Genomic DNA, 20,568 nt, shown 5'->3' on the forward strand with positions numbered 1-20,568 from the left:
TGACCACGAGAAAAAGCTCATCGTATTGTGATGAGCTTTGCTTAAATTTAATAGTTTCTCACCTTTGCCGCTGGTGCCTGGGGAATCCTGAAATCAATTTGTTTCCCGTGAATCAAGAACAATCGGCAATTTTTTTGTAAATTTTACTTTTTTCGTAGGAAAAAGGAAAAAGTCGTTCCAGTGCCCATTTTACTGCGAACAGATATGGATCCCAGATGGGCTTCAATGATATTTTTGGAAATGGCAAGTCCTAATCCTGTACCAGCCCTGCCCCTTGTCCTAGCTTTATCTGCTTTATAAAATCTTTCAAAAACAAACGGCAAATCTTCTTCAGGAATACCTGAGCCAGAATCCTTTACTTCCATTCTTATCCCTCTGTCCTCGGAGAGTACCGTTACTTTCACTTTTCCACCCTTTGGTGTATGTCTTATCGCATTATCAATTAAATTCGTTAACACTTGTTCAATTCGGTCAGGATCAAATACAGCAGTTAAACTTTCATTTTCCACTTCAGAAAACAATAGAATTTCATTATCTTTTGCTAAACCTTGAAACTTATAGATGATTCGGTTGATAAAAGCGGATAGATTAACATCTTCCATCGATAGATGGATATGTCCAGCCTCCATCCGAGCCAAATCCAATAATTCATTAACCAGGCGGCCCATTCTTAATGATTCATCGTAGATGACTTTTGCCATTTCCTTTTTCTCTTCCTGTGATTCAGCAATATCATCTACAATTGCTTCGCTATAACCTTGTAACATAGAAATAGGGGTCCTAAGCTCATGAGAAACATTGGCTATGAAATCCTTCCTCATCTTTTCCAGCTGTCTTTCCTCAGTCATATCCCTTAGGACAGCCACTGCTCCGCGAATAAATCGATTGCTATATAACGGGCTCACCAAGATTACCCAGTGGCGCCCTTGAAGTGATATTTCTCCAATTTGCTCTTTTTCAGTTTCCAGAGATTTCTGGAAAAGCTCCATCACTTTTGATGGGATAGCCTCTGCATCAGTTGCAAAATCGCCTTTTTCATAATACCAATATTGCAAAAAACGATCCGCAGGTGGATTTGTAATTAATATAGTACCATCCCGATTAAAAGTGATTACCCCATCAGCCATACTGCTGAGAATACTCGCCAACTGCTCTTTCTCTTGGCTCAATGCATTCATATTGAACTTTAATTGTCTGCCCATTTGGTTAAAGGCGGTTGCCAGTTCTCCTATTTCATCATGCGTTAAAATCGGTACCTTTGTATCAAACTTCCCTCTGGCTACTTCAAAGGCAGCCTCACGCATTTTTCGAAGCGGAGCTGCGATTCTGGTAGACAAGAAGAACGCAAAGATTGTGGTTAAAATGATCGCAACACCAGCAACAAGCAAAATATATTTCGTTGTTTCATTGGATGTTTCCTTCATTACCTCAAGTGATTGATAAATAAAAACGGCGCCATATTTTTCACCAGGCAAATTTAATGGAACGCCAATGATTGAATAGCTCGTATCCTGATTGTTATTTTCTGAAGATAGGCTGGACACCTTATCAACCGATTTATTGTGATGGTATACCGCTAAAAAATCAGCATCCTTTTTGATATCCTCAAAGGACAATTTTTTGTCCTTTTCAGTATTTGGGGAATAATAGATTTCATCATCATTTTTTACAATCACTACTTTGGTCACATCATCAATGATCTCCCAAGAAATTTCTAAGCCGAGCGGGAATTTGTCATTTGGGTGTGCTTCTAAGACATTAGCAATCTTTTCTGCAGTTTGAGTTAAATTGTTTTTTGTTTCAAGAATGTTGTGGTTTTGAAACAGCTCAAGAAGCATGATTGTCAAAATAAACAGAACAAACGAAACTAATAAAATGATGGTAAACCATAGTTTACCAACGACACTTCGTAAAAAGGTCATTCATTAATTACCTCAAATTTGTAGCCCACTCCCCATACAGTAACAATCATTCTTGCCGCTTGCTCGGAAACCTTGTTTAACTTTTCACGGAGACGTTTTACATGAGTATCAACCGTGCGCAGATCCCCAAAGAACTCATAATGCCATACTTCTTTTAATAATTGTTCACGGTCAAACACTTTGTCAGGTGCTTTTGCCAGGAAATATAGCAGCTCGTATTCTTTCGGTGTTAAGCTTACTTCCTTTCCATCGGCCAGCACTCGGTGTGCATCATTGTCAATGGTCAAATGTGGAAACACAATGACGTCTTTTGTTGTTGTTTCTGTTTGCAAATAACTAGTTTGAGATGACCGTCGTAACAGTGCTTTTACCCGCAAAACCACTTCCCTTGGGCTGAATGGTTTTACAATGTAATCATCTGTTCCAACTTCAAATCCCTGTACACGGTTGATTTCCTCACCTTTAGCTGTCAACATAATAACAGGAGTGGCCTTTTTTTCTCTTAGTTCACGGCAAACTTCAATTCCGTCTTTTCCTGGCATCATTAAATCAAGTAAAATCACATCATAATCATTCGCTAACGCCTTTGTTAAGGCTTCATTTCCATCTTCTGCTTCGTCAATTATATATTCTTCGCGCTCTAAATACATTTTCAATAAACGGCGAATTCTTTCCTCATCATCTACAACTAAAATCCTTACGTCTTTTTCCATTATTAATCCCCCCATGGAGTTTATTTTACAAAATGGAACAGCATTTTGCTACATTTTCAAGGTAATTACTCCCACAAACTGTGTCAATAATTTGACAAATTAACTTTCCCATGAAAATTTGCTTGATTTTATAAAAGCCTTCACTTTTGTAAGTGAAGGCATAAAGCTATATTTCTAATTTCTTATCCGGCGTAGGAATGAAGTCCTGCGATTACCAGGTTAACAGCAACTAGGTTGAACATAATGATGACAAAGCCGACCACGGCAAGCCATGCCGATTTCTCTCCATGCCAGCCTTTTGACAAGCGCAGATGTAAAAATGCCGCATAAAAAAGCCACGTGATTAAAGCCCATACTTCCTTTGGATCCCAGCCCCAAAATCTCGACCAGGCCATCTGCGCCCAAATCATTGCAAAAATGAGAGCGCCTAGGGTAAATACCGGAAAGCCAATTAGGACGGAACGGTAACTAATCTCATCTACAAAATCCAGTTTTATATTTTTCACCAATGGTTTCAGCGCAGCCGCAATTCGCTTGCGCAGCACGGCACGAATCAGACCGTATAGGACCAGGCCGCCAAATAATGACCAAATAACCGAATTTAACTTTTTGGCATTAATGAATGCTGGCATTTCGATCAATGGTTCAAAACGATTAGTTGATTGCAAATCACCGTCATGAGGGCCGGTAATGGCAGGCATCTTATACTCCATTACCACTTGGTTGTCATGTTTATCTACCCAATTGAATTTTGCATGATAATCCAGCGCGGAGAAGACAGATGATACCGCTACAAATCCTAGTACTGTTACAAGTGAAAACATCACCATTTCAAGCCAAAAGGTTTGTTTGTTTGCCTTTGTTTGGTCAATTGCTTTTACAAGATAAATTAACCCTGCTGCAAAGCTAATCGCGAGGATTGCTTCCCCCATGGCAGCAGTAGTTACGTGAATATGAAGCCAATAACTTTGTAAGGCTGGTATCAACGGTGTAATTTCTCTTGGAAACATGCTTGCATAGGCAATGACAAGAATTGCAACAGGCATTGTAAATAGTCCTAGCAGGGTTGTTCTATAAATAAAATAAATAACAATAAATGCACCAACAAGAGCCATTCCAAAAAAGGTAGTAAACTCAAACATATTACTTACCGGAGCATGACCAGCTGCAATCCATCTAGTGATAAAATAACCGAGTTGAGAAATAAAACCTGCGATTGTTAGAAGTACTGCAATTTTCCCCCATGTATTTGTTTCAGCTTTTTCATTTGTTTTTTTCTTCGATTTAATAGACCCGCCATAAAATAAGGTGGCAATTAAATAAAGAATAAAAGCAATGAATAATAAATTACTACTTATTGTTGCCAACTAGACTCCCTCCTTATCCATATTTTCCTTTTGCTGCTGATCTTCTGGGATCTCAAGCTTGGTATCTTTTAAAACCGTCTCTATTTCCCTCTTTAAACCATACCAGTTTTTATTAGTATGGGCAGCAATCCATACTTGTCCATTCTTATTCTGAACCCAAATCCGCCGATGGTTCCAATAAGCTCCTTGAATCACACCGATCATGAAGATGATACCGCCTAAAATAATCACCCATAAGGAGGAGTCCTTTCGTACAGTGAATCCTGATACATTCTTGGTCTGAATCCCTTGAAAAGCCAGTTTATACGTATTTTCCCCAAATGGTTCGATTGTCTGCTTTATTGCAACAAAGCTAGTCTCCGGCTCGGATTTATCCGGTGTAGTCATTTGGAATACAAAGGCAGGGTTATTTGGCAGCCTTGATTTAGTTGAAGGTTCACCATTTTTATCAAACTCAAAGTCTGGAAAATAATTAATGATTTTTACGGAATAACCGCTGCCTAAATCATAATTCGCCTTTGGATCCTCCAAGTTAACTTTAACGGCGCCAAAAGTTTCACCAGTTTTTTTATTAGCCAGCACAAAGTCCATTTCTTTAAGCTCACTGCGATAAGATGACTGGAACACTGAATAGCCATTAAAATCCAACGGGTGGTTAACCTTGATTTTATATTCCTTCAGCTTTTTCAATTCAGGCTTTTCACCTGGGAGATTATTACTTACCCGTTCGTATAAGACAACATTTGATTGATAATTTTTGACCACTTGACCTGCCTGTTCAATCGCTTTTTCGAATGTTTTATCTTTGTTTTTATCATAATGCTGCAAAATAAATTGATTATTTTTTATATAATACTGTTCTCCTGTCTCAGGTATAACAGCCGTTTCGCCTTCCTTTACCCACAGGTCTTCATTGACATAGAAACCAGGGATAAACCTGAGCATGGCACCTAATAAGAAAATGATCAGTCCCACATGGTTAACGTAAGGACCCCAGCGAGAAAAGCGGCCCTTTTCGGCTAACAAATCCCCATTTTCCTCTCTCACTCGATAGCGTCTTTCCTTTAAATGATTCCGGATAATATCGAATTCCTTTTGGTTTGCATCCTCTGTCACACCAAATATTCTCTGGCGTTTTAAGAAACCTTCATGCCTTGTAACCCTTTGGGCCTTTAAGGCCTTATAAAGGGGTACTACCCTATCAAGACTACAGATAACCAAAGAAATTCCGATCATTGCGATTAATATTAAGTACCACCATGATCCGTATAAATCATGTAACCCCAGGTTGTAATACAATTTTCCAAACCAGCCATATTCCTGCTCATAATACACTTCTGGTGGAAGATTGATATACATTTCTTGAGGAAGGATGGTTCCAAGAGTGGATGCAAGTAATGTAATTACAATCAGCCAGACCCCCACTTTGACTGATGAAAAAAAGTTCCAAATTTTATCGATAATGGTCTTATTGTATGTTTGTGAACGTCGTGCACTTCCCTCATAGCGCATGTCAAGAAGGTCTTGATTATTTTTCTCTTGTTCATCCAGTACTTTTCCACATGCTTCACACAACACGGTCCCATGTGGATTAACATGACCACATTCACATTTAACATCATTCATTGAAAAAACTCCCTCAGGTCCCTTAAGGTTTTATTTGCTCCATAAAATCCTTTATCTTATTTTCAGTTAGTTCCCCTGTATAATATTTGACTACCTTCCCATCCTTGTCCACAAGGAATGTAGCCGGTAAGAGGTCAATCCCGTATACATTCATCACTTCTTTTTCCGTGTCAATCATGATTGGAAAGTCTAACCCAAGCCGCTCTGCAAATTGATTAACAGCAAGTTCAGGCTCCTGAATATCTACTGTCAAGACTTGAACCCCTTGATCCTTATATTGATGATACTGATTATTAATGTATGGCATTTCTTTCTTACATGGGGGGCACCAAGTTCCCCAAAAATTTAAAAATACCCCTTGCCCGCGATAGTCAGAAAGACGATGTTTGTTTCCCTGCATATCAACTAACGCAAAATCTGGAGCTGTGTCTCCGACTGCGACCTTCTGTTTTGAATCCTTTGTTAGATTAGCATAAAGTGAATAGGCAACGGCAACACCTAAAACGAGTAAAATCAACGTTCTAATGACTAAGCGCCGTTTTTTCATAACTTCCCCTCCAGTAACTCTCCCGCGCATTTTCTAAAATTATAGCATTTAACAACAGAAACACAGTGTTAACAGTTAAAAGTAAATGTGACAAATTTATGAATTTTTCTTTGATTGGTCCGAAGCAAGCGCTCTAAGCTGTTTCACCTCATGTGGAGTCAATTCCCTTGCTTCTCCTGCTCTTAAGCCGCTCAATGTCAAAAAGCCATAACGTTCACGTTTTAATTTCAACACTTCGTTACCTATTGCCTCAAACATCCTTCTCACTTGACGATTTCGGCCCTCATGGATGGCTATCTCAACAATCGCAGTCTGTTTATTTCTATCAGCCGAAAGCAACTTCACTCTAGCAGGTGCTGTTTTGCCATCTTCTAGATGGATACCTCTTTCTAATTTCCTTAGATTTTCTTTTAAGGGTATTCCTTTAGTCTTAGCTACATACACTTTATCGATTTCATTTTTAGGGTGCATAAGCAAATTGGCAAATTCCCCATCGTTTGTTAATAACAATAATCCGGACGTGTCATAATCAAGACGCCCGACAGGAAAAATTCTTTCTTTATAATGGGAAAAATAATCGGTAACCACCTTTCTCCCCTTGTCATCGCTTACACTTGAAATGACCCCTCTTGGTTTGTACAAAAGAAAGTAAACAGGCTCTTCCTTTTCAATTTGTACTTCATTGACCTCAACTCTATCAGATGGAGTAACCTTAAGCCCTAGTTCTGTTACTACCTTACCATTTACCTTTACTTTGCCTTCTTTTATTAATTCTTCGGCTTTTCTTCTAGAGGCAATCCCTGCTCGCGCAATTACCTTTTGCAATCTTTCCATTATTTCACCTCAAAAATTCTGTTAGTAGTTTCCCTGGCGTTTGTAAAATGATATTATTATCCAAGAAAAATCACTATTCTATCCTAATGAATTATGACACAATTTCTCCACTTTTCAAAGTAACGGGTATTAATTACAACAAAAAAGAATTTGTGATGTTTTTTAAACCTAATAAGTTTTATTTTTAAATTTCAAAAAAAAATAAAAAAGCATGCTCCAGTAAAGGAACATGCTTTCTGACTTATGTTGTACCAAAGATTATTGACACGATTAAAATCGATACAATAATCCCCACTACGTCTGCCAGGAGACCTACCTTAAGTGCATCTCCCATCTTTTTAATCCCGACCGCACCAAAATAAACCGTTAATACATAAAAGGTTGTATCCGTACTTCCCTGAAGGACAGATGCCAGTCGGCCAATAAACGAGTCAGGTCCGTAAACGCCAATTAAATCACTTGTCATCCCAAGTGCTGCGGTCCCAGAAATCGGTCTGATGATCAGTAAGGGAACAATTTCAGCGGGTACTCCCATTGTCTTCATGAAAGGTCTAAGCCAATTCATTAAGGCGTCTAATGCACCTGAAGCTCGAAAAATAGAAATGGCGACAAGCATTCCTACTAAAAAAGGAATAATGGATACCGCAATCTTAATTCCTTCTTTTCCCCCCTCAACAAAGCTCTCATAGGTCGGAACTCGTTTATATGTGCCATATAATAGAATAAATCCTATTAGTAAAGGTATAAAAGTTAGCGAAACATACGATAGGAACCCCATACTCATCATCCTTTTCGCCGTCTGCGATAATAAAAATAGCGATCAATCAATACTGCACCTATTGCCGATAGAATGGTAGCGATAATGGTTGGAACAACGATTTCTGTTGGTGATGCGGAATGATAATTGATTCTTATGGCAATTACTGTTGTTGGTATTATGGTAATACTAGCTGTGTTGAGGGCCAGAAAGGTAATCATGCTTCGAGAGGCATCGTTTTTTCCACCATTTAATTTTTTAAGTTCTTCCATTGCCTTTATGCCCAGAGGGGTTGCGGCATTACCTAGTCCAAACATGTTTGATATCATATTTGATAGAATGTATCCCATTGCAGGATGATTGGCAGGTACATCTGGAAATAACGTCTTTACTAGCGGCCGAAATAATCTCGTTAGTTTCTGAAGAAGCCCTGATTCTTCTGCAATCCGCATCATACCGAGCCAGAAGACTAAAACGCTGATTAGCCCGATACACAGTGTAACGGCCTCTTTTGCTCCATCAAAAACTGCTTTATTTACCGCTTCCATGTTACCGTTAATTAATGCAAATACAATTCCAATCACAGTCATCGCTACCCAGATATAGTTAACCATTGACTTTCACACCAATGACTAAAAGAAAGATTTCTTTGATAGAGTTTAGAAAACCCTTCTTCTCTTTTTTCTCAGCAGCCTTTTCGAAATAGATAGGAACTTCTTGAACCACTCTCTCATCCAAATACACTTCTGCCTTCCCTACGATTGCTTCATCTTTGGCTGTCAATCTTTTGCTTGGCTTTTCCAATTTATATTTAATCGAGAACTCGTCCATTTCCTCACTGGTGGCTGGATATACAATTGATTTTTTGACGTAGAGATGACCTTTGTATAGTTTATTTTTTGTGACTTCCACTTTACCCTTTTGTAAAACTTCAGCCATATCATAGCCCTTAAAACCATTTTCATACATTGAAATGTGATCATTCCAATCATCAGGTCCGTTTAGGGTTACAGCAATTAAATCCATATCCCCTTTGGTTGCTGTTGTCACAAGTGTTCGTTTTGCCCGTTTGGTGTATCCTGTTTTTCCCCCGGTTGTATATTTATATTTTGTTAGAAGCCGGTTTTTGTTCCTCCATACTCGGTCCCACTCTTCCGTTGGGTTAGGTGCCCGGTAAACCTTCGTGCCTGATATTTCTTGAAAAGTTTTGTTTTGCATTGCATAACGCATGAGGATTGCCATATCATAGGCTGTTGAGTAATGATCTTCCTGATCATCCAGTCCATGCGGATTGGCAAAATGGGTATTAAACATTCCAATTTCTCTTGCCTTTTGATTCATTAAATAGGCAAAGCCATCGACACTGCCTCCGACGGACTCAGCAATAGCTACTGCTGTATCATTCCCTGATCTTAACATTAAGCCGTAGACTAGATGCTTAAGTTTTATTTTTTCTCCAGGTTTTAGATATACGGAAGACCCTTCAGCTCTTGTTGCTTGTTCGCTTACTTTTACATATTGGTTCATTTTTCCCGATTCAATCGCAAGTATAGCAGTCATGATTTTAGTTATACTAGCTATTCTTCTCTTCGTATGTGCATCTTTTTCAAACAAGACCCGCCCAGATTTCTGTTCAATCAAAACGGCACTTGCAGCACTTATACCAAGGGAAGCATCAACCTTTTGAGGAATGTTTACGGTCATTAGTGAAACCATGAGGGCCAAGATAATTAGCTTTGAAATCATTCTCATCAGATTAACCTCGTCTCCTTTATCTCTATCAAATAGTCCAGCTGCAGCCCCTGAACGAGGCGCCTCCGCTTTTCTTATTGTCTAGCTACGGCGCCTAGGGGCTCGGGGTTATAAGCCAATCCGTCAAGAAGGCCAAAGAACAGCCTTCTCGCTGGCTTGTCTTATACCTGTCGCCCCTGAACGAGGCGCCTCCGCTTTTCTTGTTTGTACATGTTTATGCGGGACGAGTTATGTTATGACAGCAAATAAAGAAAACTCGCCGATAGGCGAGTATATTCTAGAAAGCAGGCCATTTGATATCAGCCGCTTTTTCAAATCGCATTTCAACATCATGCCAATTTACAAGGTTCCACCATTTGTCTACATATTCACCTCGATTATTTTTATATTGCAAATAATAGGCATGCTCCCAAACATCGAGAACGAGTAAAGGGATCGTATCCCATTGTGTGAGAATCATATGACGTTCTGACTGTAGGATCTCTAAATGTCTGGCTCTTGGACTCCATACTAATATCGCCCAGCCAACTCCTTCAACCTGTTTAGCGGCTTCCGAGAACTGCCGCTTAAATCCATCAAAACTTCCAAAGTACTTATCGATCTCCCCTTTGATTACACCTTGAGGAATTCCTCCGCCATTGGGATCCATGTTTTTCCAAAAAATCGTATGCAGATAATGTCCGGATCCGTGAAAAGCGAGCTCTCTTGACCAATGTTTGATTAGTGAAAAATCATTCGTTTCTCTAGCTTTCTTTAAATTTACTTCGGCCCGGTTTAAACCAGCTACATATGATTGATGATGCTTCTGATGATGCAGCCTCATAATTTCCTCGGATATATATGGTTCCAAGGCGTTGTAGTCGTAAGAAAGTTCAGGTAATGTATGACCGCCTGGTGGAACTGCCTTCTCCGGGACCCACATACTCCCGGATTGCTGCTTATTCCGAAAATAACTCTCCATATTCTGATGAATATTTTCTGCCTTTGCTTGGAGACTGAGCAGCTCCTCATTAGATAACTCCCGGTTAGTGCTCTCAATTAAATCTGCGAATTCATCAAGTTTTCCCCATAGTTCTGAGTCTTCTCCCACCTGTTCAGACTGAAGAAAATGTTTCATTTGTTCATTCCATATAAATAAGTCATTAACGTATTTCCTAAACTGTCCCACCCTAGGACCCCCATTTCATCCAAGAAATAATCCCCCTAAATGGTATGAGAACTTCCACTTATTAAGAACGAAAAAAGACTGCTCCAGCCGGAACAGTCTTTTTTATAATCATTTATTCTTTCACTCAACTAACCTAGTAAAGAGTTATTTAGACTGGATCATCTTTGTTCGATAATCAGTTTCATAATATTCAAGTTCTTCCCGTATTCTTTGGAAATCACTTTCTAGACTCTTTATAAGAGTTGATATCTTTTCAGAAACATTTCGGTAAAATTTAATAGAATTTCTGCCTGTATATGCCGAGCGGCTATTTTCAAACCAAGCATCATTTTTAGGTGAGAAAAACTCTTCAATACATTGATGATAAATCTTATACAAAGTTTTTTCTGCCGCTGCTTTTGGGAAAGGTTCACTTTGTAAAAGAACAGAACATGCTTCTAACCCCTCTTCACTATACACGACTAACTTTCTCATGTTCGCAAGGATTAATTTAACATAATTATAATCTTCTTCATTTTCTGCATTTAGTTGAGAAACAGTTGTTTCATTTAAAAAATTTTCAAGTACAATAATTGATTTTGTTAAAAAATCTTTGACATCATTAAGTTGTGTTTTAACCAGTGTATTTCCCATAATTACCCTCCTAAATTAACCATGCTAATTAATGTCACTGCAGTATGAACTCAAGTGGAGAATGAAGCTCAAATTCTTTGTTTTGCTGGATACCTTTAAATATTTCAGGTAATTTATTAAGATTTATATTTTGGAAGTAGGAAGCAAATTCATGCTTTGAATTAATATATAATCTTTTTCGGGTGCGAAGTCCTGGATTTTTCAAGAGACAAACAAGTGCTACGATATCCTTAAAGTAAACATTAGTGGTTCCATCAGCTATTATAGGGTCTTGCTTGTATGGAGTAAACTCATGAAAAAGTTCATCAAAATACCTGAGATATAAAACATGGAGTGTTCTTTCTTGTCCGTTTTCAATAAACGTAACTTCACTTCTATTAAAGAAATCCTCCGAAGTATTTGATTTTTCTTTTTCTAATTCATAACCCTTACATACACTAATTAGCAATATACTCCCTCTCCTTATCAACTGGCTGGTGCAATTAATATATTTAATTTATATATATTTTAGCATAAATTTTGGCCGAGGATTGGGTTATGAGTTAATTGTTTCTTGAAATTTCTCAAAAAACAGGTCTGCTTCTTCCTGGATAAATTCTTCTTCAACCTTTTCAGGCAATTGCGGCAGCTCTTTTAAATTTTTCAACCCAAAATAATCCAAAAATTCTTTTGTGGTCCCGTATAAAATAGCCCGTCCTGTTCCTTCCGCTCTGCCAACTTCTTTAATTAACACCTTTGCCATTAAGGTATGTAGCGGCCGCTCCGTTTTTACCCCTCGGATATCTTCAATTTCAACCCGTGTAATCGGCTGTTTATAAGCAATGATCGCCAAGGTTTCTAATGCAGCCTGTGATAAGGTTGAAGTATGAGGCGAATCTACTAATTTTTTTAAATAGGCGGCATTTTCCTTTTTAGTGGCCAGCTGGAATGTACCTGCCAATTGAACAATCATAATGCCTCTCATTCCATCTCGTTCATATTCTTGCCGCAGATTCTCAATCATTTCACTAGCATGCAGCTCATCCACTTCTATTACCTCGGCAAGCTGCTTAAGGGATAAGCCCTCATCTCCAGCGGCAAATAAAAGACTTTCTAATATGCTATTCCAATTAATGATTTCCACCTAATTTGCCCCCTCCTTCAAAGCTTCAACGAAAATATCCCCGAAGTTTTCCTTCTGCTCTACGTCAATGGCTTGTCTCTTGATTAGTTCTAATATCGCTAAAAATGTAACCACAATATGGTCCTTAGCCGGATAAGGGAACAAGTCATTAAAATTCCTTTTTCCCACCATTAGAGTCAGATCATCCATTATCTCAGTCATTCGCTTCTCAATCGATATTTCCTGGCGGGTAATCTTAGTCGCCATGGGACGCTGCAATTTCTTTCTGCGCAGCAGTTTTTGAAAAGCAGCAAGCATATCATATAATGATACATTTAGCTCTGATTGTTCAGAATTTTGTTCCTTTGTAAAATCAGAAAGGTCACTTGGCGGTTTGGTAAACATCAGGCCCCGTTCTTCTTCTAGATTTTTCAGGTCATGCGCAGCTTCCTTATATTTTCGATATTCAATTAAGCGTTCAACAAGTTCATCCCTTGGATCATCCTCATAGGCGATCTCGGGGTCATTTTCATCTAATATCTCTTCATGCTTAGGTAAAAGCATTTTGCTTTTAATCGCAAGTAGTGTTGCAGCCATCACTAAGAACTCACTGGCAACATCCAGCTGTAATTCATTCATCGTTTGAATATATAGTAAGTACTGCTCGGTTATTTCAGCTACCGGGATATCATATATATCAATTTCAAGCCGATTTATTAAATGAAGAAGTAAATCTAAAGGTCCTTCAAATGCATCGATTTTTACCTGGTAAGGCATTTATATTCACCAAAATTCTCAAAAATAAAATGTACTTTGTCTGCATCATGTTCTTTATTAGTATAGAGGATTCAAGTTTGTTGTCCAATAGAAAAATCAACCTTTCCATCTATATCTTGAAGTCTGGATGTATGCCCATAACAATGGACAACTATCCTTCATATGATGACAAGGAAAGTAAAAAAACTTACAAGGAGGTCTTTCAATATGGATGGCGGATTTGGATCCGGTTTTGCTTTAATCGTCGTTTTATTCATTTTGTTAATCATTGTTGGTGCTTCCTGGGTTTACTAAGTATACACGAGCGCCGATTAGACGCAAGGTAACGCACTAAAGATTATGGAACTAGAGACCTGCCAATCTTGGCAGGTCGTTTTTTATTAAAGGAATAAGAGCGATATGATAAACTAAACACATATCATTTATAGGGGGGATTTTTTGTACCCAAAAGAATATATCCAATTTTTAGCTCATTTTCATGGTGACAGGGATTATTTTGAGTGTCACGAGATACTTGAGGAATATTGGAAAAAAAACAGTAAAAAAACGAAAAATTCCGTATGGGTCGGACTTATTTTACTAGCCGTTTCGACCTACCATCACCGCAGAAATAATTATAAAGGTGCCAAAAAAACCCTTGAAAAAGCGGAAACAATTTTAAAGGCACAGTCTGATTGTTTAAGTAAGCTCGGCATTGACTCACAAGTATTTTTCACTTTATTAAAGGAACGTTTATCGCTCATTTCGAATCAGCAAGGATATGTAAGCTTTAACCTTCCACTTTATGACTCTGCCCTTTTAGAACTAGGTAAGAGTTATTGCAAAGAACATGGGTTGGTCTGGGGGCAAGAAAGTGTTCTTACTGATCAAAATCTTGTCCATCGCCATTTGTTACGGGATCGAACAAGCGTGATAGAAGAAAGAAATCAAGCACTAAATACAAGAAAAGGCAACGGCTAATCCGCTGCCTTTTTCCTATCTTAGCAAACATCACATTTCTCAATAAATGGAGCCGTGTACTCATTTGAAATGATTTCCTTATCCCCATACATCTCTTTTAAAGCCTTCACCATTTTTTTCCCTATACCTTGTAACCGATGTGATGGGTTAACGGATATATGTTGAATGACAATCGTATTGCGAGGATGATCATAAAGAACTCCGAGAAGTCCGATAATATCTTCTTCCTTCCACAGGAAAAGCTGCCAATCCTCTTCTGTTTCATATTCCTTCATGGTCGCCTGAAGCTTCTTCAGGTCCTTTTCTGTCGGCATAAAGGACAACAGGCCCATGGCAATCTTTTCGAATGTCTTCTTGTATCGAATTAACATTTTTATCCCTCATTATAGTAAATAAACCGTTTTTCTGTCTGGTTTAACAATAGTATATTTTTTCCTAATTTTTGAATAATAAACATTTATTCATTGTATGTAATTTGAATTTATTATGTTTCATTAAATAACATCATACATAAATATTGGGCTATCATCAAATAGGTATGTGAGTTATTTACCAGGAAAGATAAAGACCCAGTAAATTAATCCCCAGACCACCGAAAGACCAATAAGAATTCCAAATAATAACCAGTTACTTTTCATAACAGAAACTTTCCTCCAAAAGCATTTCTACCCTGCAACCATTCTACACTAATTAACAAAAATAATCTATTTTCTCTTTTTTTTATACTTATAGCTCTAAGAAAGGATTAAATCTATGAAACTTCCAAGTGAAATTCTTCGTTTATCTTATTGTTTAGGTTATATTATTAGAAGGGATTCGGTATTTATTTAACCACCCGCTATCATTGAAGGAGGCATACAATGAAAAGATTATTTACCTTTCTAATTATTATCTCTCTTTTATGTCTTTATCCTCTCCAAAGCTTTGCAGACCTAGCTGAAGGGGATATGATTGTCACTTTAGGAGAAAATCTAACGGAGGAACAAAAAGACAGTCTTCTAGAAGAAATGGGCGCACCTTCAAATGTTCAAATTGTTACGGTGTCAAACCAGGAAGAACATCAATATTTAGGAAAGTACATTTCAAAAGCTTTAATTGGCACAAAAGCTATTTCATCATCTGCCATTACCATAGCCTCACAGGGGGCAGGTATTACTGTCAAAACCAAGAATATTAATTGGGTTACTGATGAGATGTATGTAAATGCTCTAATTACTGCAGGAGTCAAAGATGCTGACATCTATATCACTGCTCCTATTTCAGTATCAGGAACTGCGGCATTAACCGGCATCATCAAGGCATATGAGATTTCTGCTGAAGAAACGATTCCTGAAGATGTCAAACAGGCTGCAAATGAAGAAATGGTCGAGACGGCGAAGCTTGGGGATTCGATTGGGAAAGAGAATGCCGCTGCATTAATAGCAAAAGTTAAAGAAGAAATTGCCAAAAATAAACCAAAAAATGATGCAGAATTACAGAACATCATTGAACAAGCGGCTAAAGAGTTAAATGTGACACTGTCAGATGCAGAATTGAAAGCATTAATGGACTTTTTTAATAAGCTTATGGACTTAAATATTGATTGGAGCCAAGTGAGCGATCAGCTAAATAAGGCGAAGGACCAGATTTCTAATTTCTTAAAATCGGATGAAGGACAGGGATTTTTAGAAAAGCTAAAACAATTTTTTATTTGGTTAATCGATACGATTAAATCAATATTTTCTTAATTCTAAAAAAAGCTGACGCAACTCGCGTCAGCTTTTATAAACTAATCATTTTAAAGGCAAATCCAATCTAACTAAATCTTCATAAGTTTCTCTTTTTACAACGAGTGTGGCCCTGCCGTTTTCCACAAATACAACTGCTGGACGAGGAATCCGATTATAGTTGTTTGCCATTGAATAACCGTAAGCACCGGTACAAAACACTGCAAGGATGTCCTCTTCGCCAGCTTCCGGAAGCGGCAGATCCCAAATCAACATATCACCAGATTCGCAGCATTTTCCAGCGATCGAGACAGTTTGATTTGCTTTAGCTAAAGGCTTATTAGCAAGGACCGCTTCATATTTGGCTTGATAAAGAGCCGGACGGATATTATCACTCATTCCTCCATCAACAGCCAAATATTTTCTTACGCCCGGCACTTCCTTAGATGATCCAACCTGATATAAGGTAATCCCTGCATCACCAACAAGTGAGCGGCCAGGTTCAATCCAAATTTCCGGCATCTTTAGGGAGTGCTGCTCAGTCAAGTGCTTGACTTCAGTAATAATCTCCCTGACGTATTGCGATGGCTGGATTGGTTCATCTTCCTTAGTGTAGCGGATTCCAAATCCTCCGCCTAAGTTTAAGACTTTGGATTCAAAGCCAATTTCAGTTTTCCACTGTTCCAGCTTCTCGACGATTTTCTTAGCCGCTAGCAAGAAACCCGTTGTTTCAAATATTTGTGAACCGATATGACAATGAAGTCCGAGGACATCAAATGAGTTACAGTCGATTGCTGATCTTAAGGCCTGTTCAGCCTGGCCATTTTGGAGGTCGAAGCCAAACTTTGAGTCCTCTTGACCAGTTAAGATGTAATCATGGGTATGTGCTTCAATTCCAGGTGTAATTCTTAAAAGAATATTAACGATTGCATTTTTCTCCGTACAAATGGATTTTAATAATTCCAGTTCAGTAAAATTATCGACAACAATGCAGCCAATCCTGTGGTCTATCGCCATCTCCAATTCTTCTCTGCTCTTATTATTTCCGTGAAAATGAATTCTTTCTACCGGAAATCCTGCAACAATTGCAGTGTATAACTCCCCTCCAGATACAACATCTAGAGATAATCCTTCTTCTTCCGCTAACTGTATCATTGCAACGGTTGAAAATGCTTTACTGGCATAAGCTACCTGGGCCGTAACATTCAACTCATCGAAAGTTTGTTTAAATCCCTTTGCTCTTTCTCTTATTAAGGCTACATCATAAACATACAGAGGTGTCCCATATTGCTTTGCTAGTTCAACAGCGTCTACGCCGCCTATCTCCAGATTCCCATTCTTATTCACACCCGTTGATCCGTAAAAATACATGCCCTCTCCCTCTCTCCATTCGCTACTAATAGTCTATGAGACAAACCTAAAAACAAATAGACAGAATCTATAAAAGATACTGCCTATTTTTTTATCCCTTTATTTAAATAAAATAAATTTAGCACATCTAAAAAAAAACTGCAAATAAAAATGGAGCCATTATCTCTCATTTGCACCAGGCGGCTGCCTGAAACGATTTCGAGGGCGTACAATGCTCGGCCTTAACAAGGATCCGGGGATTGCACGACGAATAATAATCTGCATAAATCCTTTTGGTTCAAAAGGAAGGAATGGCCAAAAGTATGGAGTATTGAACGCCCGCATATTGACAACAAATAAAAACATTAATGTACAACCAATTATAAAACCAGGTGTATGGAACATGGCCACCAAAATCATGAGAATGATTCTGGCAATCTTATTTGCTACACCTAATTCATAACTTGGAGTTGTAAAAGTACCAATACCTGCTACGGCTACATAAAGGATAACTTCAGGAACAAACAAACCCACATCAATGGCAATTTGTCCAATCAAAACAGCAGCAATTAAGCCCATGGCTGTTGATAACGGTGTTGGAGTATGTATAGCGGCCATCCTCAAAAATTCAATACCAAAATCAGCTAATATTAATTGCACTACAACAGGGATATTGGTTTGGTCATTCGGTCCAATAAAAGCAATCTTTTCAGGTAATAGTGAGGGTTCTAATACAAACAGTAACCACAGTGGCAGTAAAATGATTGAAGCGATTATTCCCAAAAATCTTGTCCATCTTACAAAAGTGCCCATTGCCGGAGATTCCCGAAATTCTTCCGCATGCTGAACATGATGAAAGTACGTCGCAGGTGTGATGATTACACTTGGTGATGTATCACAATAAATAATGATATGTCCTTCTAGTATATGCGCTGCGGCTACATCAGCTCTTTCAGTATATCGAACCATTGGAAAAGGATTCCACCCTTGTTTAACGATGAATTCTTCAATCGTTTTATCCCCCATTGGTATTCCGTCTACTTCAATCGCCTTTATCTCTTTTCTTAAAATATTCAGTAAATCAGCATCTGCGACATCCTCTAAATATCCGAGGGCAACATCTGTTTTTGATCTTTCTCCCACCTTAATCATTTCAAAGCGCAAGCGCTCATCTCTAATTCTTCTTCTCGTTAATGCAGTATTGAGGATAATATTCTCTACAAATCCATCTCGTGAACCACGAACAACCTTTTCCGTATCCGGTTCTTGCGGCGAGCGCCCTGGATAACTCCTTACATCAACGGCTAATGCAGTATTTTCACCTTCAATTACTACGACAATTTGCCCCGAAAGAACTAAATCCACAAGTTCGTCTAATTTATAAATAGGTTGTACAGATTGATTTAGGAGCCGGTTATAAATAAGTTTATAAATATCTGTTGTTTGTCTTTCATGGTCGTTAATTTGGACTAATTCTTCTATTAGTTCAATGATATAACGAGTATCACAAAGACCATTACAGAAATAGATCTGAACGTCTTTTTTGAGAACCTTCAGTTTTCGAACACCTAAGTCAAAGCTGATACCCAGTCCGACTCTTTGCTTCATATAATTTTCTATTTCATTAACGGATTGAGGAATCGGCCATTTCTGTTCATTGCTTCTTGACATGAAAGCCACTCCTTTCAAGTATAAGTTCTACCGCTTTTTTGGTGATTGGTGCACCAAATTTATAAGAGTCATGCCGGGCCATCTTTCCAATATCGCCTACTCCAACGATAATGGGTAAATTTAACTCATCAAGGCAATAAACCGTATCACCATTTATCCTCCCAATTTCAAGTTCTTGTATTCCATATTTATCAACGCCATATGGCGTCAACACCCCATCACGATCAATACTTACATCCACCCGGCTCCATTCCTCATCTCTGGACCTCGCTGCAACGGCAATCGCTCCTAAAACTTCAATATCTTTGTGTGTGGCTACATATTTTAGAGCTGCTTCACCAACTCCTTCACCCACAATCCCGCTATCATCAAACATAACTAAAACTGGGTCGTGTGGTGCCTTTTTTATTAACCTAACAAGCTCAGGTCCAGTTAATTTGGAAGGATTACCATAGGAACTAGTAATACATCGCCCGCCAATTTCTTTGGCTACATGTTCAACAGCCCTCTTTGCATATTCATCACCGTCAGTAATTAAAATGACGCGTCTTTGAATACTCATACTTTGATGTCCTTCCTATAAAAATTAATTGTCCGTAAAATGATTATCCTGGCTTCCCTAACCTCTCCTTTTTATTGGTGAATAAAATAAATCCACTGAAAGATGGAGCCGAAAATCTTTCCAATAACGATTGCCATTATTAAAATAATAATTTGTCCATCCAGGCGGATCCTCTTAGCGAGGATTGGAAAAACGTTCACTACCTCTGTTAAACCAGCTGCGAGCATTCCTACAAACACTCCTCCCGTAAGTCCTAACGGGATTAAAAAATAGACAGAGATATGTAAGGTTGGGTCTCTTAAACTTGCGAACACACCTACTAGGACTCCCAAAATTACAGCCCATTCGTAGTAGTGGATCATGCTTATTGATTTAGAAAGCTGTGTCAGTCTTGGAATAATCCCAAGAACGGTTAAAAAAGCAACAAAACCAGCACCCACCATTAATCCGCTGGCAAGACCAATAAATACGACCAACAAAATTTTAATCGTCATCAATATGCTTCATACTTTCTTTATTTTCATGGATAACTACATAGTTATCTAAATCAAGCTGATAATTAAAAATCTCCACTTCCAATGGGCTAGGTTCTTCATTAAAGCGGTGCTTAAACACATGATTAAAAAATAGAATCATACCAAGGCCCAGTCCAATTGAATATGGAATTTGGAAAAGTAATGGTTTCACTGCTTTTTTTTCAGTTATGATGGTATATATCTTTTCCTGAACACTTTGCATACTTACATCATCATGGAAGTTCATAATCGACATGGCCGAACCAAAAAATAATAAAAACCATATTAAAATAAATATCGACAATGAAACCTCTTTTTTCTTAAAAACAACCTCGACTATCGTTTGGGATGGACCAATCGATTGAACATCGGCATCTATAAATTTATGGGTTATTTTTCTAATCACTTCCATGACATCAATAACGATGATATTTCGGTCGAGTTCCGTTACTTGGTAAACAATCATTGTTTGTAACTCAGAAAGGATCGCTTCTGGGGCAATAATCTGGGCAACATCCTTCAAATAAACCTTTTCTTCTGGCCGTACATGGACTCGGTGCCGCATGCGGATGTAGATTGTTTTTTCCAAAACATTCACTTCCCACA

At 38.3% G+C, this 20,568-nt stretch carries 23 protein-coding genes; 3 read left to right on the forward strand and 20 right to left on the reverse strand.

The annotated features are described in order from the left end of the window. Positions 1-143 precede the first annotated feature (143 nt). The 14 genes from GXK58_RS07730 to GXK58_RS07795 all read right to left on the reverse strand — a co-directional run bounded on the left by GXK58_RS07730 (position 144) and on the right by GXK58_RS07795 (position 13,198). Positions 144-1,922 (reverse strand): ATP-binding protein, encoded by a 1,779-nt coding sequence (locus GXK58_RS07730; protein ID WP_160721420.1) that lies wholly within the window; start codon positions 1,920-1,922, stop codon positions 144-146. Next, positions 1,919-2,635 (reverse strand): response regulator transcription factor, encoded by a 717-nt coding sequence (locus GXK58_RS07735; protein ID WP_160721422.1) that lies wholly within the window; start codon positions 2,633-2,635, stop codon positions 1,919-1,921. Before GXK58_RS07735 ends, GXK58_RS07730 begins: the two co-directional genes overlap by 4 nt. Positions 2,636-2,817: 182 nt before the next feature. Continuing rightward, positions 2,818-4,002, reverse strand: coding sequence for a c-type cytochrome biogenesis protein CcsB (ccsB, locus tag GXK58_RS07740; protein WP_160721424.1), 1,185 nt, complete (start codon positions 4,000-4,002; stop codon positions 2,818-2,820). Then, the gene (gene resB, locus GXK58_RS07745; RefSeq protein ID WP_160721426.1) at positions 4,003-5,628 is read right to left on the reverse strand and encodes a cytochrome c biogenesis protein ResB; all 1,626 of its coding nucleotides are present in this window, start codon (positions 5,626-5,628) and stop codon (positions 4,003-4,005) included. 22 nt (positions 5,629-5,650) lie between these two features. After that, the gene (resA, locus tag GXK58_RS07750; protein ID WP_160721428.1) at positions 5,651-6,175 is read right to left on the reverse strand and encodes a thiol-disulfide oxidoreductase ResA; all 525 of its coding nucleotides are present in this window, start codon (positions 6,173-6,175) and stop codon (positions 5,651-5,653) included. 96 nt (positions 6,176-6,271) lie between these two features. After that, complete coding sequence (gene rluB / locus GXK58_RS07755; protein ID WP_160721430.1) at positions 6,272-7,009, reverse strand: 23S rRNA pseudouridine(2605) synthase RluB; 738 nt, start codon at positions 7,007-7,009, stop codon at positions 6,272-6,274. Positions 7,010-7,250: 241 nt separating this feature from the next. Continuing rightward, positions 7,251-7,787 carry a spore maturation protein gene (locus tag GXK58_RS07760; RefSeq protein ID WP_160721432.1) on the reverse strand — a complete coding sequence of 179 codons (537 nt, stop codon included), beginning with the start codon at positions 7,785-7,787 and terminating at the stop codon, positions 7,251-7,253. A 5-nt stretch (positions 7,788-7,792) separates the two neighbouring features. Further along, complete coding sequence (locus tag GXK58_RS07765) at positions 7,793-8,380, reverse strand: nucleoside recognition domain-containing protein (protein WP_160721434.1); 588 nt, start codon at positions 8,378-8,380, stop codon at positions 7,793-7,795. Further along, complete coding sequence (locus GXK58_RS07770) at positions 8,373-9,518, reverse strand: D-alanyl-D-alanine carboxypeptidase family protein (protein ID WP_160721436.1); 1,146 nt, start codon at positions 9,516-9,518, stop codon at positions 8,373-8,375. Before GXK58_RS07770 ends, GXK58_RS07765 begins: the two co-directional genes overlap by 8 nt. Before the next feature lie 277 nt (positions 9,519-9,795). Then, on the reverse strand, positions 9,796-10,686 hold the full coding sequence (locus tag GXK58_RS07775) for a superoxide dismutase (RefSeq protein WP_202171319.1): 891 nt from the start codon (positions 10,684-10,686) through the stop codon (positions 9,796-9,798). Between the two features lie 144 nt (positions 10,687-10,830). Next, positions 10,831-11,319, reverse strand: a complete 489-nt coding sequence (locus tag GXK58_RS07780; protein WP_160721438.1) for a YpuI family protein — start codon at positions 11,317-11,319, stop codon at positions 10,831-10,833. A gap of 34 nt (positions 11,320-11,353) precedes the next feature. After that, positions 11,354-11,767, reverse strand: coding sequence for a hypothetical protein (locus GXK58_RS07785; RefSeq protein WP_160721440.1), 414 nt, complete (start codon positions 11,765-11,767; stop codon positions 11,354-11,356). An 87-nt stretch (positions 11,768-11,854) separates the two neighbouring features. Further along, positions 11,855-12,442: an SMC-Scp complex subunit ScpB gene (gene scpB / locus GXK58_RS07790; protein WP_160721442.1), complete on the reverse strand. Its 588-nt coding sequence runs from the start codon at positions 12,440-12,442 to the stop codon at positions 11,855-11,857. After that, complete coding sequence (locus GXK58_RS07795) at positions 12,443-13,198, reverse strand: segregation/condensation protein A (protein ID WP_160721444.1); 756 nt, start codon at positions 13,196-13,198, stop codon at positions 12,443-12,445. A 207-nt stretch (positions 13,199-13,405) separates the two neighbouring features. Here GXK58_RS07795 and GXK58_RS07800 point away from each other — a divergent pair, with 207 nt between their 5' ends. Both GXK58_RS07800 and GXK58_RS07805 read left to right on the forward strand, forming a co-directional pair. After that, the gene (locus GXK58_RS07800; protein ID WP_160722190.1) at positions 13,406-13,492 is read left to right on the forward strand and encodes a YjcZ family sporulation protein; all 87 of its coding nucleotides are present in this window, start codon (positions 13,406-13,408) and stop codon (positions 13,490-13,492) included. A gap of 144 nt (positions 13,493-13,636) precedes the next feature. Beyond that, complete coding sequence (locus GXK58_RS07805; protein ID WP_160721446.1) at positions 13,637-14,158, forward strand: DUF309 domain-containing protein; 522 nt, start codon at positions 13,637-13,639, stop codon at positions 14,156-14,158. A gap of 20 nt (positions 14,159-14,178) precedes the next feature. Here the strand turns inward: GXK58_RS07805 and GXK58_RS07810 are convergent, their stop codons facing one another. Next, the gene (locus GXK58_RS07810; protein ID WP_160721448.1) at positions 14,179-14,529 is read right to left on the reverse strand and encodes a GNAT family N-acetyltransferase; all 351 of its coding nucleotides are present in this window, start codon (positions 14,527-14,529) and stop codon (positions 14,179-14,181) included. Positions 14,530-15,018: 489 nt separating this feature from the next. On the opposite strand from GXK58_RS07810, the gene GXK58_RS07815 reads away from it, so the two are divergent. After that, a complete protein-coding gene (locus GXK58_RS07815; RefSeq protein WP_160721450.1) occupies positions 15,019-15,885 on the forward strand; it encodes a DUF1002 domain-containing protein in 867 nt (288 codons plus the stop codon). 45 nt (positions 15,886-15,930) lie between these two features. On the opposite strand, the gene lysA is transcribed toward GXK58_RS07815, so the two are convergent. The 5 genes from lysA to GXK58_RS07840 form a co-directional block, all read right to left on the reverse strand. Then, a complete protein-coding gene (gene lysA / locus GXK58_RS07820; RefSeq protein ID WP_160721452.1) occupies positions 15,931-17,235 on the reverse strand; it encodes a diaminopimelate decarboxylase in 1,305 nt (434 codons plus the stop codon). A 159-nt stretch (positions 17,236-17,394) separates the two neighbouring features. Further along, positions 17,395-18,885 carry a spore germination protein gene (locus GXK58_RS07825; RefSeq protein ID WP_160721454.1) on the reverse strand — a complete coding sequence of 497 codons (1,491 nt, stop codon included), beginning with the start codon at positions 18,883-18,885 and terminating at the stop codon, positions 17,395-17,397. Next, positions 18,869-19,447, reverse strand: a complete 579-nt coding sequence (locus GXK58_RS07830) for a stage V sporulation protein AE (RefSeq protein ID WP_160721456.1) — start codon at positions 19,445-19,447, stop codon at positions 18,869-18,871. Before GXK58_RS07830 ends, GXK58_RS07825 begins: the two co-directional genes overlap by 17 nt. 71 nt (positions 19,448-19,518) lie before the next feature. Then, positions 19,519-19,941 (reverse strand): stage V sporulation protein AB, encoded by a 423-nt coding sequence (locus GXK58_RS07835; protein WP_160721458.1) that lies wholly within the window; start codon positions 19,939-19,941, stop codon positions 19,519-19,521. Then, positions 19,931-20,551 carry a stage V sporulation protein AA gene (locus GXK58_RS07840; RefSeq protein ID WP_160721460.1) on the reverse strand — a complete coding sequence of 207 codons (621 nt, stop codon included), beginning with the start codon at positions 20,549-20,551 and terminating at the stop codon, positions 19,931-19,933. The genes GXK58_RS07835 and GXK58_RS07840 overlap by 11 nt, the downstream gene beginning before the upstream one ends. Between the last annotated feature and the right edge of the window lie 17 nt (positions 20,552-20,568).

Source organism: Bacillus sp. USDA818B3_A (assembly GCF_009928415.1).
Classification (GTDB): Bacteria; Bacillota; Bacilli; order Bacillales; family Cytobacillaceae; genus Neobacillus.